The following is a 16106-nucleotide window of genomic DNA, read 5'->3' on the forward strand; positions in this document are numbered from 1 at the left end:
CCAGCACATGGTTTGCTTGTCGCGGGGTTCTGCGCATAGAACGATGCAGCTTGGAGATATCCTGTCGGGTAACTGACGCCAGCTTTGCTTTGCCCAAGGGCTTCCTCACACAGCGTTCAAGAATACGTCGTATCTCAACAAGAGATTTTGGTTTGTTGTGCACCTCAACATGTTCGCTCAGGTACATGTCCAGCAGATCATCAACCGTCGGCGCATTCCGAATGATCTTGCGATTAACAGTTGGGTCTTCCCCGTTACGCACCTTGGCTAGAACATCGACAGCCAGTCCCCTCGCCTGATCTGGTGTCAGCTCCCCGTACTTCCCAAGCGTTAGACGGCGAGAGCGTCCTTCTAGTGTGCGATATTGGACAATGAAGGTTTTGCGCCCGGTTGGCGCCACCTGCAGCCCAAATCCCGAGAGCTTACCATCCCATACGAAGTACTTCTTCGCTGTTGGCTTGGCTGCATCGACCGTCCGTTTCGTAACATTGGGCATCAGACAAAACTCTCCCGCTGACGGCCCGTGACAAGAACCGCCCCACATGCGAAAATAGAAGTTAAATTTAGTCCCGAATTGCTGCTGTTTCTGACGGCCTGACAGCTTGTGACGACCTTTTGGGCTTCTCTAATAGCCCTGTACAAAACACGGCCTCATCCCCTTATAGATCGCTTGCGCTATGCCTGCCGATTTTGGTCAGCATATTGTAAGCAAATGTACGAGTTTCGCAGCGAAATGCAAGGTAGGCAGGAGCAAATAATTTTCTACAACTCATTGATTCATAGTACTGAATCGTAGTAGAGTGTAAGTGAGCGTGAGTTGCAAATTGCAACTTGTAATCAAGGGGTCGCGGGTTCAATTCCTGCTGCTAGCACCTTCGTTTCTCTCTTGATTTATCAAGAAAATTCCAAAGCCTCCCGGAGGAGGCTTTTCTGAAATGAGTTCACCCATCCAGATCAATTGGATCTCTGTCAAACGTCAGGCCAGGGACAAGGACGACAGAACCGTCCTTTTCTTTCTTTGCTGCCAGTGACAGATACAAGGTTCCTATGGATCCCACATCCATGATGGCGAAGAGGTAGGGATTGTCGGGAGTTCCCAATCCTGTGGGATGGTCCAGGCGGCCTGTTGCGAGGCCAACGAGTGCGGCTCCCCATGCTTTTAGTGTTTTGCGATCTCCGGCAACTTTTTGGACCCAGTTCTCGATGGTCTCCGGCACATCACCACCATTCGTAATCAGCGAGAGCCAGTCGATTGCAGGCACTTCGCCCAGATCACCAACAAGGCCACCAAATCCAATAGCTGGAAAAAGAAGCGGGTTCCACTTGCTGAATTCCTCAGCAGCATTTTCAGCCTTATCACTGCTGCCTTTCTTCATGGCCTGTAATGCATCTCTTAGGCAACCGTTGAGATCTTTGCTGACGGTTTGTAGCTGCTTACGCAATTGAGCGATTGGGTCTTTCAACCAGTCTTTGTTAAGTTTGTATTCTACAGGATCTTCCCCTTCGGGAAGAAGCAGCCCAACCAGAAGTCCAAACTCCAGAGTTGCAGCATCCAGCTCATCGGCTCCTATTGTTTTTTTCATACCAAACTCCTCACGGTATCTGCGTTAAAACACTTGTGAGGAATGACGAGAGCCTGGCGACTGCGTGAATATCTGGACTTGTAGAACTCAATAGATGGTTAAGGAATGAGAAACCCATCAGCAAGTTGGCCCCTGATGAAGCCGTTAAAATTCTCATAGAACTTTCGGGCACGATTTAGGCATCGACTTACCTCAACTCCAACGGACAACGCTCAATACCTCATTTTATGGCTAGATAATAATTACATATCGCCATAGGCACGACCGCACGCTCCCCCAGAACGAGGAGACCTGTAATGAGCTTAGAAAACCCAAACACTGGTGAAGATGTAAATGCTCTTGAAGGGATTATAAGCACCTATCACTCAGAAATCGCAGACAACACGATTTTGCTGGCAGAGCTGGCCAAACTGAAAGATTTTCTGGAACACAGTGGCCAACATTCTCTCAAAGAGCGCGTACAGGTCTTTGACCATATTCTGGAAGAACTTCAGGAAAACTCCGGCGATCACCTTCGTATGACAGAAGAGAGCCCTCAACTGGATCACCACGAAGTAGAAGCCAACCGGCATCTGGATGAACAGGAAACCTTAAGAGACGCACTAAACAGGTTCGGCTCCCGCTACCTGAACTGACTTCAGCGCAAGCACTCAAAAGCTTCCCTCAGTATAAGTAGCGAGAAGGCGGCAAAGTCGGCAGTCTCTGCGCCTATGGTGACGTTAACACCCTTACACCAGACCTTGGCACCTCCAAGCTGGCACAGGGCAACTGCGGTCACACCGTCATCGCAGACTTTGAGAAATTTGAGGGTGAACTGCCAGAAGTCAAAGTCTTCACCGCTCCAAAGAACGGATAAATCGGGAACCAACCAAACACCGAAAAGGGCTGCCACACGCAGCCCTTTTTTTGGCACAACCCAGCATTTTAGTCGATGTTTAGAGCCGTCTATCAGCCTTCAATAACTGCCATCACATAGCATTCAGGCTAGAAAATACGAGTATGCTAGAACCATCTATAAAATAGACTTGCGGGGAAATGATGACAGAAAAACAACAGAATACATCAGCCCATACCAAGGAAAAAATGGCGCGGCGCTATGACGACAATCATGAGCACAAGCATGATAAAGATCGACAGGAGTATGAGCGCGGCCAGAAAAGCCATCCGGAAACCCAGCATGGTGGTGATCCGGAGGGCCACAAACACCCACACAAGCACCGCCCAGGCAAAAGTCATTCAGACGATGGCCACCACCACGCAAAAATGCATGATCACAAAGAGCACACCAGAGAGCATCACAAAAAAGACGAGCATTGATCTCTGGCTATAGGTTCTCATAAAAACACCCCGACCATTTCTGATCGGGGTGTTTTTTATTCTCAGAACGTCAGCTGTATCAACTGCCCAGCAAACCACTCAGCATCACCCAGACAACAGCCAATGGAGCCACAATCCGCATGATCCATGTGAAGGCGCCCATCCACTTGAAGGTCAAAGATCCGTCGTTGCTCAACTCTTTGCCCATCTTCTCAAGCACAACCCACCCAGCAAACAGCGAGGTCAAAATACCACCGATTGGCAGGGTGTAGTTGTCAACCGCATAGACCATCAGGTCAAAGAAGTTCATGCCGAACAGCTTGTACTCGCCCCAGACACCCAGAGCCAGTGAACATGGCACGCCGATCAGGAAGATCACAATGCCCACCACAATAGCAGACCATTTGCGCTCAATGCCGTATTCCTCTGCAAAGTAAGCCACCGGAATAGCCAACAAAGAGATGGAAGAGGTCAGAGCTGCAATCAAAAGCATGGCGAAGAAGATGATCTGGAACAGATAGCCACCAATCATCTCACCAAACACAGCTGGCAGAGTGATGAAGGTGAGGCCCGGACCAGCACCTGGATCCATGCCGAAGGCAAACACGGCTGGCAGAACCAGCAGGCCACCCAGCACACCAACCAGCGCCGCTAAGAATACCACCCAGCAAGACGCATTCGGGATGTCAGCATCTTTGTCCAGATAAGAGCCATAGGTGATCATCGCGCCCATACCCAACGACAGGCTAAAGAACGCCTGACCAAGAGCTGCACGCAGCATCTCGCCATTCACCTGCGACCAGTCAGGGACGAGGAAGAACTCAATACCTTCCCAGGCACCCGGCAGGGTCACACTGCGCACCACCAGAACCATCAGGAGGATGAACAGCAATGGCATCAGGACTTTAACGGAACGCTCAATACCCTGGGCCACACCTGCGATCACAATCCCCATGGTCAACACCATGAACACACCGTGATAGAAGATCGGCTCCCATACAGCAGAGACCAACCCGCCAAACTGGGCTTCCAGAAGCTCAGGCTGTGCAGATTCAATGGTCCCAGCGATACTCTTCACCAGATACGCGATCGTCCAGCCGCCAACAACGGAATAGAAGGATAGGATCAGGAACCCCGTGATCACTCCAATCACACCCGTAACTGACCACAAGCGGCCCCCCAGCGCGCGGAACGCACCAACAGGGTTCATCTTCGCTGAACGACCAATAGCAATCTCTGCCATGATCAGCGCTGCGCCGATAGTCGCCATGATGACAAGATAGACCACCAGAAAGGCGCCACCGCCCTGTGTGCCTGCCAGGTATGGGAATTTCCAGATGTTACCAAGACCGACCGCAGACCCTGCAGCAGCCATAATGAAGCCGAAGCGGCTTCCCCATTGCTCACGTTTCATTTTTTGTTATTGCCAATCAACATGTGATGGTTTGTTTCAATCAAGCGCAAAAGCTTGAAATGAATTCGTTGTTCCAGCTCTTTTGATGAAATCTTTAGCCTTGTTGACCTGACAGATTGTCGCAGGTAATTTCCCTTACCTCAAAAAATATGCGTTTTTGACAGCTGCACTTATTGGGCGAATTCAATATATAGTCACATACGCCCATATTAAGCCACCAAACAACAAAACTCACCATAAAATACATAAATATTGGCTGATCATACCATTTATTACGTTAACCAGGCGACAGCAACGCAACTTCCTGCCACCACATGCAGCCCACAAGTTTTTTCGTCGCAGGTTCTGCTCACGTACCACACCAACACAGTTCAGACACAAAAAAGCACCGCTCAAACGGTGCTTCTTTCTCTCGTTGGGACGGTGATAAGGCCTTACTCCTGAGGCCAACGTCCCCTTACACTGCGATACCTGGCCTGCTTTTCCTCGTCCAGACATACCATCTCACGCGGCAATCTGGCATTCATGGAATGCACCCAATAGCGCTTCAGCTGCCTCAACATAACCCTGTTCCTTATCAAGACCATCTCGGGTGAAGGGACTATGCCCAATAAGCACATTCTCCTCCCTCTTCCGGCCCAGATTAAGTCAAACTACGGATGACCATAAAACAGCATTAAAAAAGGCCACCAAAACTGGCGGCCTTTTCATTGTTTTTGAGTGAAGCTTTATGCTCCGAAGATGGAATGGACCATCACCCAGATGATTGCAAGCGGTGCAACCACACGGCACATCCACTTCCATGCTGTCAGATAGGCAAACGGACGTTCACCGTTATTGGTCACTTCCGCAGCAAACTTGTCATAGCTCACCCAACCAGCAACCAGACAGGTCGCAATCGCGCCAAGTGGCAGGAAGTAGTTGTCAGTGAGGTAGCCAAGGAAGTCGAAGATGTTCAGTTCGAAGAACGTGATATCGCCCCACACGCCCAGCGCCAGAGAACTTGGAACACCAAACAGGAAGATCACAATACCAACCCAGATGGTGGCCGCCTTACGACCAACATTGAACTCTTCGCAGATGAACGCAACCACGACCTGCAGCAAGGAGATTGCTGAGGTGATCGCAGCCACGAACAACAGCACGAAGAAGCAAAGCTGAATGAACATACCGAACGGCAGCTCAGCAAAGATCGCTGGCAATGTGATGAAGGTCAATCCCGGGCCTGCAGCCGGATCCATGTTGAACGCAAACACCGCTGGCAGAATAAGAAAGCCAGCCAGAACAGCGACCAGAAGATCAAGACCAACAACCCAAAGGGCTGCGTTTGGAATGCTCTCTTTGTTACCCAGATAAGAACCATAGGTGATCAAAGCACCCATACCCAGAGACAGCGTGAAGAACGCCTGCCCCAGAGCTGCGGCAACCATGTCCGCATTCAGGTGAGACCAGTCAGGAACGAGGAAGTACTCAACACCTGCCATTGCCCCATCAAGGGTCAGAGACCGGATAACCAGCAAAGCCAGCAGAACAAACAAAAGAGGCATCATGATCTTCGATGCCTTTTCAATGCCGCCGGTAATACCGTTGATCACGATCAGCACGCCAATCGCCATAAAGGCAGCGTGATAAATGATCGGCTCAACTGCATCTGTCACCAGCGCACCAAAGTGTCCCTCAAATTCCGCACCGGAATAGCCAGAGAAGCCGCCGGTGATTGTCTTAACCACGTAGGCGATGGTCCAGCCACCAACAACGGAATAAAACGAGAGAATAAGAAACGCGGTCAAAACCGCCATGAGACCAAAAATTGACCAGCCTGCGCCACCAACACGTTTAAACGCGCTGAATGGATTGGCCTGAGCCTGACGGCCCAGCGCAATCTCCGCGATCATCACGCATACGCCGATCGCGATCAAAAACGCAACATAGACAATGAGGAACGCCCCGCCGCCTTCCGCGCCAACCAAATATGGAAATTTCCAGATATTACCTAATCCAACTGCTGAACCTGCAGCAGCCAGAATGAAGCCGATACGACTTCCCCAATGCTCTCGTTGCATGTGACCTGAGCCATTCTTGTTGATTTTGCTTAAGTGTATTTTTGAAATCAACTTTCACAAGTTGCCCGATTCTAGCAATATAACGCTAGAGATACACCCCTTTTATGCAACAGAGTTTCTCATATATGACCATCAGGTGTCACGATACCTATAAAAGTGTAATACTGATTACTACGCGGCATTTGGTGAGATTAACTCAACAAAATAAGTAGTATTGATTACTTTAGGCATGCAGCAATCAATACTACCAGTGATATATCTTATACTCAATTACACTTAGCACAAGAGTTCGGCCACAGTGTCGTATTGCAAAGAGACTGGATGTTGCTGACAATTGCATCCGCACCAACAGCTTTTGCACTCTGACAAGCACCGTTTGCATTGCCCACGGACAGTTTGCCATTGGAGACAACGGACAGCGGAAAGCTCATGTTGGTGCGTTGATAAACCAGCGAGTTCTGACCGCACTTGATCATCGGCATTGGGCCGTCTGCATTGCTTCCATCCGCATACAGCACATCACCGCGATTACAGTACTGTGTCATGGGCGGAGTTACCTGGTTGGAACTCCCCTGAGCATAGCCTTCAGAGGCAACCATGAAAGGAACGGCCAATAGAAGGCCGAGACACAAAAAGTTACGCATTTTTTTTCCTTCTTGTTTGGTCCCACCCCTACAAAATCATGGCAGGACACTGATAAGGACGAAACATCCGCACAGATGTGAAAGAAAAGGCTGCTGAGCCAAACCCAGCAGCCTTGTAATATGTATCAATATCGAACTGGCTTGTGAGCTAACACCCAAACCAAACGCAAGACCAGCTTACTCAGCAGGCTCCAGTGTAGAAGCCTGCGCCGTCACCGCTTTGCAAGCCGCATCATACTCTGACGACAACCGTGCAACCAGATCACCAGTGCTGCCGATGGTTTTCACCGCGCCAATGCCCTGGCCGCAGCCCCAGATCTCTTTCCAGCTCTTCGGCTTACCCTTGTCAGCACTATGAAAGTCCATGGTCTTCAGATCGCCTTCTGGCAGATTACTAGGATCCATACCTGCTTGCTCGATGGATGGCTTCAGATAGTTGCCATGCACACCGGTAAACAGATTGGAATACACGATATCCTCTGCACCGCTATCAACGATCATCTGCTTATAGGCCTGCTGAGCATTCGCTTCCTCAGTCGCAATAAACGCAGACCCGATGTAAGCCAGATCAGCACCCATCACCTGTGATGCAAGAATAGACTTGCCAGTACTGATACTGCCTGAAAGCAGAAGCGGGCCATCATACCACTCACGGATTTCCTGAATAAGCGCAAACGGTGATGTTGTACCTGCATGGCCACCAGCACCAGCGGCAACAGCAATCAGACCATCAGCACCCTTCGCAACCGCCTTATGCGCATGGGTGTTGGTAATGATGTCATGCAGCACGATACCGCCGTAAGAATGAACCGCATCAAACACCTCTGGGCGCGCACCAAGAGAGGTAATCACGATTGGCACCTTGTACTTCACGCAAAGCTCAACATCATGCTGCAGACGATCATTGGAGCGATGCACAATCTGGTTTACAGCAAACGGAGCTGACGGTTTGTCAGGATTAGCCGCATCATAAGCTGCCAGCTCTTCCGTAATCTGGATCAACCACTCTTCCAGCTTTTCCTGCGGGCGAGCATTAAGCGCTGGGAAGGAACCAACAATCCCTGCCTTACACTGTGCAATCACAAGGTCTGGATTGCTGATGATAAACAAAGGACTGCCAACAACTGGCAGGCGCAACTTATTCTTCAAAATATCCGGCAAAGCCATTTCAAACACACTCCCTTACAATTCAATCTGCTGCCTGTTTGATCTCAAAATCAGGCGGCATCACCTCTCCGGCGCTTCAACCTCTCCTGAATGTCCTGCATCATCTCGCCACTCTGGTCATCAACCAGTGCCAGAACATCCCGGGCACTCAATTCTCTGTAGTCTTGCGAAAGCACACGCACATCACGCACGGGCTCTCCGCTTTGCTTGTCCAGCAGTTCCAGCCTCGGCCCACCTTCACGGGCTTCCCAGCGCTCACTCCATTGGTGCAGCGCAATCATCACCGGGTAAAAGTCCATGCCCTTCTCGGTGAGCAGATAGACCGTTCCGCGCTTGTCCTGCTGGTCTTGCTCCTTACGCAGCAAACCCGCTTGCACCAGACGCCGCAAACGATCTGTCAGTACACTGGTGGAGATCTGCAAATGCCCCTGAAAGTCATCAAAGCGCTTGATGCCCTGAAACTGACACCTCAGGATAAGCAGGATCCAGGGATCCCCCATCTGCTCGATCGCTTGAGCAACCGCGCAGTCAACACCTGCAAAGCTTCGTCGCGCTCCACTCATTCCCGGCTCCGGCACTTTCAATTTAACTTCGTTTAAAGAAGCTATTTCCAGTTTACCTAATGGGCAACCTAGCTCTTTGGCCTAGTCTTCAACCGAACCACTGAGTCCTTTTCAAAACCTCTGCACAGCACCAAAATCACTCTGGCTTGCCGCATCCAGACGGTCCGCATCAAGTTGTCCCCAGCCCTACCAAACTTTTTTCTGGCTAAGTTTCGCTCACCGAAACCACCCGAAACCCTCTTTCCGAAAAACCTTGTGTTTCGGTTTCCAAAACCGATTTCGGACTTAACAAAACCGATTTTGTTGACTTCCAAAATCGGTTTTGTAAGCATCATCGATGAAATCAGATCATGAATGGGAGCGATCTGATGACAACCTATTGGGTGGGAATTCTGTGAGCATCACTGACCAGAATGTGCAACAGAGAAGATCTGTGACCATTGGAGACGTGGCACGCCATGTAGGCGTTGCAAAGGGCACCGTGTCCCGCGTCCTGAACAACTACACGGACATTTCCAAAGCAACTCGCGAGCGCGTCCTCAAAGCAGTCGAAGAGCTGGGCTATCGCCCCTCCTCCACAGCACGCAATCTTAAGCGTGGCCGTGTCGACACCTTCGGCATCGTACTGCCGCTCATGCCTGGCAAAGGGGCAGACCCGTTCCTCGCCGAGTTTCTGGACGGCATGACCCGGGCACTCAATGCCGTCGATAAAGACCTGCTGGTGACAACCGCGAGCTCCATGGATGATGCAGTGCTGGCAATCCGCCGCCTCATCTCCTCGCAAAAGGTCGATGGCTTCGTTCTTACCAGAACCGCCACCAACGACCCACGCGTGGACTATCTATTGGATCGGGGTTTTCCGTTTGTCAGCCATGGCCGGACAGCCCGCGAAGGCGAACATCCATGGTTCGACATCGACAACCACGCCGCGTTCTATTCAGCAGCCAGAAAGGTCATTGCGCAAGGCCACCCCCGCATCGCGCTAGTGATGTCCAATCCGCAAATGAACTTCAGTCGCCTGCGTATTGAAGGGTTCCAACAAGGCTTGGAAGAAGCCGGCCTGTCTTTTGAAGACCAGCTGATCGTCGAAACATCCTTGGATGAACCGGGCGGGGAGCAGGCAGCGCTTCAGCTACTGCATCAGGACCGTCCGCCAACAGCTATCATCTGCATGACCGATGCCATTGCCATCGGCGTCACCAAGATCATTCGCCGCCATGGTTTGACGATTGGCGAGGACGTCACAGTCATTGGTTACGACGGCCTGCCTGTGTGCGAGCATTTCGACCCGCCGCTTACCAGCTTCGCTCAGGAACCAGTCCTTGCAGGCAGCACACTGGCAGAGCTTCTCACAAAAGCAATCAGCGGCCAGCCAGCACGGGAGCTGCAGGTACTGGCCGAAGCAAGACTTATTCAGCGTGGCTCTGATGGTCCGCCACGCAAAACACCTGAGGAGCTGAAAGCTCACCTCAGCGCATACTTCGCAACCGCATAATGGAGGAAATTATGTTCGGGAGGAACATTCTAAGAACGACAGCCCTTGTTGGCACGCTTGCATTTGCAATGAGTGCTGCACAGGCTGAAGCGCTGCGCTTCTGGACCACAGAAGAACAGCCTGCACGTCTTGCCAAGCAGGAGGCAATGGCAAAGGCGTTTACCGAGAAGACCGGCATTGAAGTCAATGTCATTCCGGTAACCGAAAAAGACATGGGCACCCGCGCAACAGCAGCTTATGCGGCTGGTGATCTGCCTGATGTCATCTATCATCCGCTGATCCACGTTCTGCCATGGGCAGAAGCTGGCGTCATCGACACGGATGCTGCAACCGAAGTCATCGAAGATCTGGAAGAAGGCACCTTCGCATCCGGCGCTCTGAACATGGCAGCTCTGCCTGATGGCTACGCAGCTGTTCCGGTGGACGGCTGGACCCAGATGATCGTCTACCGCAAGGATCTGTTTGACGCTGCCGGTCTGGAAGCACCAAACACATACGCTTCCATCCTCGCAGCTCTCGAAAAACTTCACAATCCGCCAGAGCAGTTCGGCTTTGTGGCCGCGACAAAGATCGACGAAAGCTTCATGAGCCAGCTTCTGGAACATGTGCTTCTGGCAAACGGAGCAACTCCGGTTGACGAAAACGGCTTCAAAGATTTCGACGAAAAGAAGCTTGCAGAAGCTCTGACTTTCTACAAAGCATTGGCAAAAGCCTCCCCTCTAGGCGATCTGTACTGGAAACAGTCCCGTGAGTTGTACTTCGCTGGCAAGGCAGCCATGATCATCTGGTCTCCGTTCATTCTGGACGAGCTGGCAGGCCTGCGCGACAGTGCTCCGCCAACCATCAACGGTGACCCAACCTCCAAAGAACTGGCAGGTAAAACCGGTGTTGTAACCACTCTGTCAGGCCCATCCAACAAGACCGGCGCAGCATGGGGTGACATCCGTTACTTCTCCATCACCAACGATGCTGACACAGAAGCTGCACAGCAGTTCGTGGAGTACTCCATGAATGATGGCTATCTGGCGACCCTGTCCATCGCACCAGAAGGCAAGTTCCCTGTTCGCCGCGGCAATGCGGAAGACAAAGAAGCCTTCATCAAAGGTTGGGCAACCCTGCCAGTGGGTGTGGACCGCAAAGCACCGCTCACAGAGCTCTATCCGGCTGAGACAATCACCCAAATTGTAGAAGGTCTGGACACAGCCAGCCGTTGGGGAGTGAAGGAAGGCCAGCTCAGCCTTGCCTCCAAGATCCTGAACTCCATGGCCATCAACCGCTACACCCGCGAGTTCATTGATGACGAACTCTCTGCAGAAGAAGCGGTCACTAAGATCAATCAGGAACTTGCCAAGATCAAGTAAGGCCTGACGCCGTGATCCCAAGCCTGCAGGCCTCGTGTCTGCGGGCTCTCAATCCACCAAAACCACCGTGATATCAGGAGCACAGCGCAATGAGCGCCATAGCCGATCAGGCCGGAAAATCTGTTAGCACAGCGGGTGAAAGCGTGAGCCAGCCGCCCAAAGGCGCAGGCCCCATGCAAAAGCGGGAAGCACGCCTTGCCTACACCATGCTGGCGCCCACGTTTCTGATCATCCTCGCAATTGTTCTCGGACCTCTGGTCGCCAACTTCTGGATCAGCTTTAAGCCCGTGGAGCTGGGCGATCTGCGCGCTCCAAAAGTCCTCATCAACGAACGCGTCAAAGGCAAACCGAAGCAGGCAGGCGATCCGGCAACGCTGGAGTACCGCGTCAGAAACTCCTCCCAGAAAAACTCCATCGCAGACGCAGGTTTTACCGACATCCTCCCACCCGGTTTCACCGCGCTAAAGCTGCCGGATGCCTGCTCTCTCAATGGGATCAACATACAGTGCGACCTTGGCACGCTTGAGGGCAAAGCCCGCGAAAAACTGGTCATTTCAGGCACAGTCTCTAACGAATACCTTGCTTTGAGAAAGCCGGAGAAAGCCAGCAAGCCCGTTTCTTACGGCGATGCTGACAGTGTGCTCACCAACGGCACCTTCACGCTCGATAACTTCCGCCGTGTGTTTGACAGTGACGAGTTCTGGAGCGTTCTGCGTGTCACGTTCTACTACACCATCTTCGGCACAGTTGGCGCACTGGTCCTCGGCCTGTTTGCAGCCCAGCTCCTCAACACCTCCTTCAAAGGCAGAGGCATTCTACGCGGGCTGTTCCTGTTCCCCTATGTATCTCCGGTAATTGCCGTTGCTTTCACCTGGGTTGTCCTGCTGGATCCATTCTCCGGAACCCTGAATGCCCTGCTCACCAAGATGGGAGTTCTCGCAGAACCGGTAAACTTCTTCGGTCAGCGCGCGGTAGACCTGCACCTGTTCGGAACCTCCTTCGAATTCCCACTGGCGCTCTCAACTGTCATCGCGTTTGAAGCATGGCGTTACTTCCCACTATCTTTCCTGTTCATTCTGGCTCGTATGCAATCCGTTTCAACGGACATCTATGAGGCAGCTGAAATGGACGGCGCGACCCCAATGCAGCAGTTCTGGTACATTTCCCTGCCACAGCTCATGGGCATCCTGTCCGTCCTCTTCCTGCTGCGCTTCATCTGGACCTTCAACAAGTTCGACGACATCTTCCTGCTCACTGGTGGTAACGCCGGAACCCGCACCCTGACCGTGGATGTGTACGAGCAAGGCTTTGCCCTTTCCAATCTGGGTGCTGGCGCTGCCGTTGCCGTGGTCGTCTTTGTTGTTCTCGTCACCTTCGCCACCTTGTTCATCCGCTTTTCCACCAAGGAGGAAGGGCTATGAGATTGCTCAGTAGTTACGTTCTTGCCGGCCTAAGCGGCGCCGTCTGGGGCTTCCTCTCCATGATCGTGATTGGTGTCACCCTGACACTCATCACCGGAGAGCTCGCCATCCCACAAGTGGGCGCCGCCGTCCTCGCCTCCGCGCTGGGCGCTCTCTTCACCCATCTGTGGGAGAGTAAAACCACCAGTACCGGTCAAAAATACGCCCCTGCCGCCATCATCCTGCTGGCGCTGCTCGCAGCAACTCTCGGCGCTCCGTTTGCCCTGCCACTTTCCGTAGAACCGCTCTGGCAGCTCATCGCACTGGTCTCTTTTGTAGCCATAACGTATTGGGCCAATCGACAGACACTGGCAGGCACGCCAAAGGGCAACCTCACGCGATATGAGAAGGAAGTCGTCTTCCTGCGTGTTGCAAAAGGATTTGGCTTCGTCACCTTCACCGTCATGGTCGCCCTACCGTTCTACGTCATGGTCATGACCAGCTTAAAGAGCCAACAACAACTGCTCGGCAACCCGTTGGATCTGTCCATTGATCTGTCAGGCGGCATCTCCGGCATGTTCCGCTCTTATGTGGAGCTGTTCACCCAGTTCAACTTCGGCACCTATCTGACGGTCTCTGCCATTGTTTCAGTAGCAACTGTTATCCTGACCCTGCTGTTCTCAGTCCCGGGAGCTTACGCTGTCTCCCGCCTGAACTTCCCGGGTCGCTCCTGGATGTCCCGCTCCGTGCTGCTCATCTACATGGTACCAGCAATTGTTCTGGTCATACCGCTTTACGCTGTCTTCTCTCAGCTGGGTCTGCGCAACTCACTGACTGGCCTGCTCATCGTCTATCCGGCAACCACCATTCCGGTCGCCCTGTACATGCTGCAAGGCTATTTCAAAGGCCTTCCTGCAGAGCTTGAAGAAGCTGGCCTCATGGATGGTCTCAGCCGTCTGGGTGTAATCCTCAAGATCACCCTGCCACTGTCCTTGCCAGCGCTGGCATCCGTATCCCTTTACGTCTTCATGATCGCGTGGAACGAGTTCCTCTTCGCCTTCATGTTCTTGGATGATCCAGACATCTTCACCCTCTCGCGCGGTGTCGTGTCTCTCAACTCTTCAGAAGTCCCCCGTCAACACCTGATGGCCGGTGCGGTCATCGCAACAGTCCCTGTTCTTGGCATCTTCCTGTGGTTCGAACGCTTTCTCGTTCAGGGCCTCACAGCAGGCAGCGTCAAAGGCTAAGCGGCACTGTCAAAAAGAAAAAGCATCGGAGTATCTACTATGTCCGCACAACTCGACAATCAGGCCATTTCCATCCTCAAGGAAAATGATCTGGGCGGCTACACCATCCCGACCAAAGGCCTCTACCCATACCAGTGGAACTGGGACAGCGCTTTCGTCGCCCTCGGCTTTGCAACGTTCAACATGGACCGCGCATGGGAAGAGATTGAACTGCTCTTTGAAGGCCAGTGGGATGACGGCATGGTCCCGCACATCATCTTCCGCAAGGATGACCCAAGCTACTTCCCAGGTCCGTCCGTCTGGGGCACCACAAACCCGAAGATCCCAACCTCCGGCCACTCTCAGCCACCAGTGGCAGCAACCGTTGTTCGCCGCTTGTTTGAGCAGGACACCTCACAAGCTGGCATCGAGAAAATCAAAACCCTCTTCCCGAAATTACTTGCATGGCATCGCTGGTATCACACCTACCGTGACCCGGAAGGTCACGGCGTCATCGCAATCATGCACCCATGGGAATCTGGCCGCGACAACCTTCCGGACTGGGACAATGCTGCAAGCCACGTCGATATCTCTGATATTGGTGAATACACCCGTAAAGACACATCTCACGTAAACCCTGAGATGCGCCCGAAGAAGATCGACTACGACCGCTATCTGGCAATCGTAAAGTTTGGCCGCGACAACAACTGGGATCCAAAGATCGTTGCAGACCAGTGCCCGTTCTTTGTGGCTGACCCGGGCAACACCTTCATCCTGTTGCGCGCAGACCGTGACCTGCTGGCCATGGCCGAAGCGCTGAGAGAAACAGACGCAGCAGAAGAACTGAAGGGCTGGATTGCGCTGACGGAAAAAGGCGTGGCCAAGCTCTGGAATGAAGAAAAGCAAGCCTTCTGCACTTACGATCTGCGCAATGACGTTCTGGGAGACGGCATCTCCAGCGCCTCCTTCCTCGCACCATATGCAGGCATTCGCGAAGAGAAGTACATCAACCCAACACGTGAGCACTTCGACCGGATCGCGGCAAAGGTCAACTACACCATGCCAAGTTACGATCCGGATCACCCGCTGTTTGAAAGCATGCGCTACTGGCGTGGTCCGGTCTGGGGCATCATCAACTATCTCATCGCAACAGGGTTTGCAGATATGGGCGACACAGCCCGGGCTGAACGCCTGCGCACAGACACTGTTTCGCTGATCGAAAAGAGTGATTTTGCGGAATATTTTGATCCAATCACCGGCGAAGGCGCTGGCGGCAACTCCTTCTCATGGACATCCGCCATCTGGCTCACATGGGCCACACCAAGCCTAACCGCTAAAGCAGCCTGAGGAGGAACGGAAGAATGGGAGCTATTCGCCTTGAGGGTGTCGAAAAATGGTTTGGTGATCTTCAGGTCATCAAAGGGATTGATCTTGAGATCAATCCCGGGGAGTTCGTCATCTTTGTTGGCCCCTCTGGCTGCGGCAAGTCCACACTTCTGCGGGTGATCTCCGGTCTGGAAGAAGCCAGCCGCGGCACCGTACACATTGATGGCAAGGACGTCACCGCCCTACCACCGGCCGGGCGTGGGCTCTCCATGGTGTTTCAGAGTTATGCGCTCTACCCACATATGAGCGTGCGCGAAAACATGGGCTTTGCTCTGAAAACAGCAGGCGCCCCAAAAGCTGAGATCGAGGCCAAAGTTAACAAGGCCGCTGAAGTTCTTCAGCTGGAAGAGTATCTGGATCGCCGCCCTAAGGCACTCTCTGGCGGTCAGCGCCAGCGCGTTGCCATTGGCCGGTCCATCGTCCGTGATCCAGCTGCCTTCTTGTTTGACGAGCCGCTCTCCAACCTCGATGCAGCCCTGCGTGTTGA

At 52.6% G+C, this 16106-nt stretch carries 15 protein-coding genes; 8 read left to right on the forward strand and 7 right to left on the reverse strand.

The window, feature by feature from the left end; genetic code table 11:
• Both PPL9_RS34180 and PPL9_RS09580 read right to left on the reverse strand, forming a co-directional pair.
• Window positions 1-496, reverse strand: a 496-nt coding sequence (locus PPL9_RS34180) for an Arm DNA-binding domain-containing protein (protein WP_244273374.1), incomplete at its 3' end; no start/stop codon positions are given.
• Between the two features lie 445 nt (window positions 497-941).
• Window positions 942-1583 carry a hypothetical protein gene (locus tag PPL9_RS09580; RefSeq protein WP_057462489.1) on the reverse strand — a complete coding sequence of 214 codons (642 nt, stop codon included), beginning with the start codon at window positions 1581-1583 and terminating at the stop codon, window positions 942-944.
• 296 nt (window positions 1584-1879) lie between these two features.
• Between PPL9_RS09580 and PPL9_RS09585 the strand changes: the two genes are divergently transcribed.
• Window positions 1880-2218 (forward strand): hypothetical protein, encoded by a 339-nt coding sequence (locus PPL9_RS09585; RefSeq protein ID WP_057462490.1) that lies wholly within the window; start codon window positions 1880-1882, stop codon window positions 2216-2218.
• Window positions 2219-2621: 403 nt separating this feature from the next.
• Window positions 2622-2900 carry a hypothetical protein gene (locus tag PPL9_RS09595; protein ID WP_057462492.1) on the forward strand — a complete coding sequence of 93 codons (279 nt, stop codon included), beginning with the start codon at window positions 2622-2624 and terminating at the stop codon, window positions 2898-2900.
• A gap of 79 nt (window positions 2901-2979) precedes the next feature.
• Here PPL9_RS09595 and PPL9_RS09600 read toward each other — a convergent pair whose 3' ends face one another.
• The 5 genes from PPL9_RS09600 to PPL9_RS09620 form a co-directional block, all read right to left on the reverse strand.
• Window positions 2980-4314: a sodium-dependent transporter gene (locus PPL9_RS09600; protein WP_057462493.1), complete on the reverse strand. Its 1335-nt coding sequence runs from the start codon at window positions 4312-4314 to the stop codon at window positions 2980-2982.
• 728 nt (window positions 4315-5042) lie between these two features.
• Complete coding sequence (locus tag PPL9_RS09605; RefSeq protein WP_057462494.1) at window positions 5043-6377, reverse strand: sodium-dependent transporter; 1335 nt, start codon at window positions 6375-6377, stop codon at window positions 5043-5045.
• Window positions 6378-6643: 266 nt separating this feature from the next.
• Window positions 6644-7021: a hypothetical protein gene (locus PPL9_RS09610; RefSeq protein ID WP_057462495.1), complete on the reverse strand. Its 378-nt coding sequence runs from the start codon at window positions 7019-7021 to the stop codon at window positions 6644-6646.
• 177 nt (window positions 7022-7198) lie between these two features.
• Window positions 7199-8188, reverse strand: a complete 990-nt coding sequence (locus PPL9_RS09615) for a nitronate monooxygenase family protein (protein ID WP_057462496.1) — start codon at window positions 8186-8188, stop codon at window positions 7199-7201.
• Window positions 8189-8238: 50 nt separating this feature from the next.
• The gene (locus tag PPL9_RS09620) at window positions 8239-8751 is read right to left on the reverse strand and encodes a helix-turn-helix domain-containing protein (protein WP_057462497.1); all 513 of its coding nucleotides are present in this window, start codon (window positions 8749-8751) and stop codon (window positions 8239-8241) included.
• Window positions 8752-9184: 433 nt separating this feature from the next.
• Between PPL9_RS09620 and PPL9_RS09630 the strand changes: the two genes are divergently transcribed.
• From PPL9_RS09630 to PPL9_RS09655, 6 genes are all read left to right on the forward strand, one after another.
• Entirely contained in the window at window positions 9185-10246 is a 1062-nt protein-coding gene (locus PPL9_RS09630; protein ID WP_208989276.1) for a substrate-binding domain-containing protein, read from the forward strand.
• An 11-nt stretch (window positions 10247-10257) separates the two neighbouring features.
• Window positions 10258-11607 carry an extracellular solute-binding protein gene (locus PPL9_RS09635; RefSeq protein ID WP_057462673.1) on the forward strand — a complete coding sequence of 450 codons (1350 nt, stop codon included), beginning with the start codon at window positions 10258-10260 and terminating at the stop codon, window positions 11605-11607.
• Between the two features lie 89 nt (window positions 11608-11696).
• The gene (locus tag PPL9_RS09640; protein ID WP_057462499.1) at window positions 11697-13028 is read left to right on the forward strand and encodes a sugar ABC transporter permease; all 1332 of its coding nucleotides are present in this window, start codon (window positions 11697-11699) and stop codon (window positions 13026-13028) included.
• Window positions 13025-14254 (forward strand): carbohydrate ABC transporter permease, encoded by a 1230-nt coding sequence (locus PPL9_RS09645; protein WP_057462500.1) that lies wholly within the window; start codon window positions 13025-13027, stop codon window positions 14252-14254. The genes PPL9_RS09640 and PPL9_RS09645 overlap by 4 nt, the downstream gene beginning before the upstream one ends.
• A 39-nt stretch (window positions 14255-14293) precedes the next feature.
• A complete protein-coding gene (locus PPL9_RS09650) occupies window positions 14294-15580 on the forward strand; it encodes a hypothetical protein (protein WP_057462501.1) in 1287 nt (428 codons plus the stop codon).
• 14 nt (window positions 15581-15594) lie between these two features.
• Window positions 15595-16106 (forward strand): ATP-binding cassette domain-containing protein (locus tag PPL9_RS09655; RefSeq protein ID WP_152986656.1); only part of this gene is annotated, 512 nt, incomplete at its 3' end.

Origin of the sequence: Pseudovibrio sp. POLY-S9 (assembly GCF_001431305.1) — a bacterium.
GTDB lineage: Bacteria > Pseudomonadota > Alphaproteobacteria > Rhizobiales > Stappiaceae > Pseudovibrio.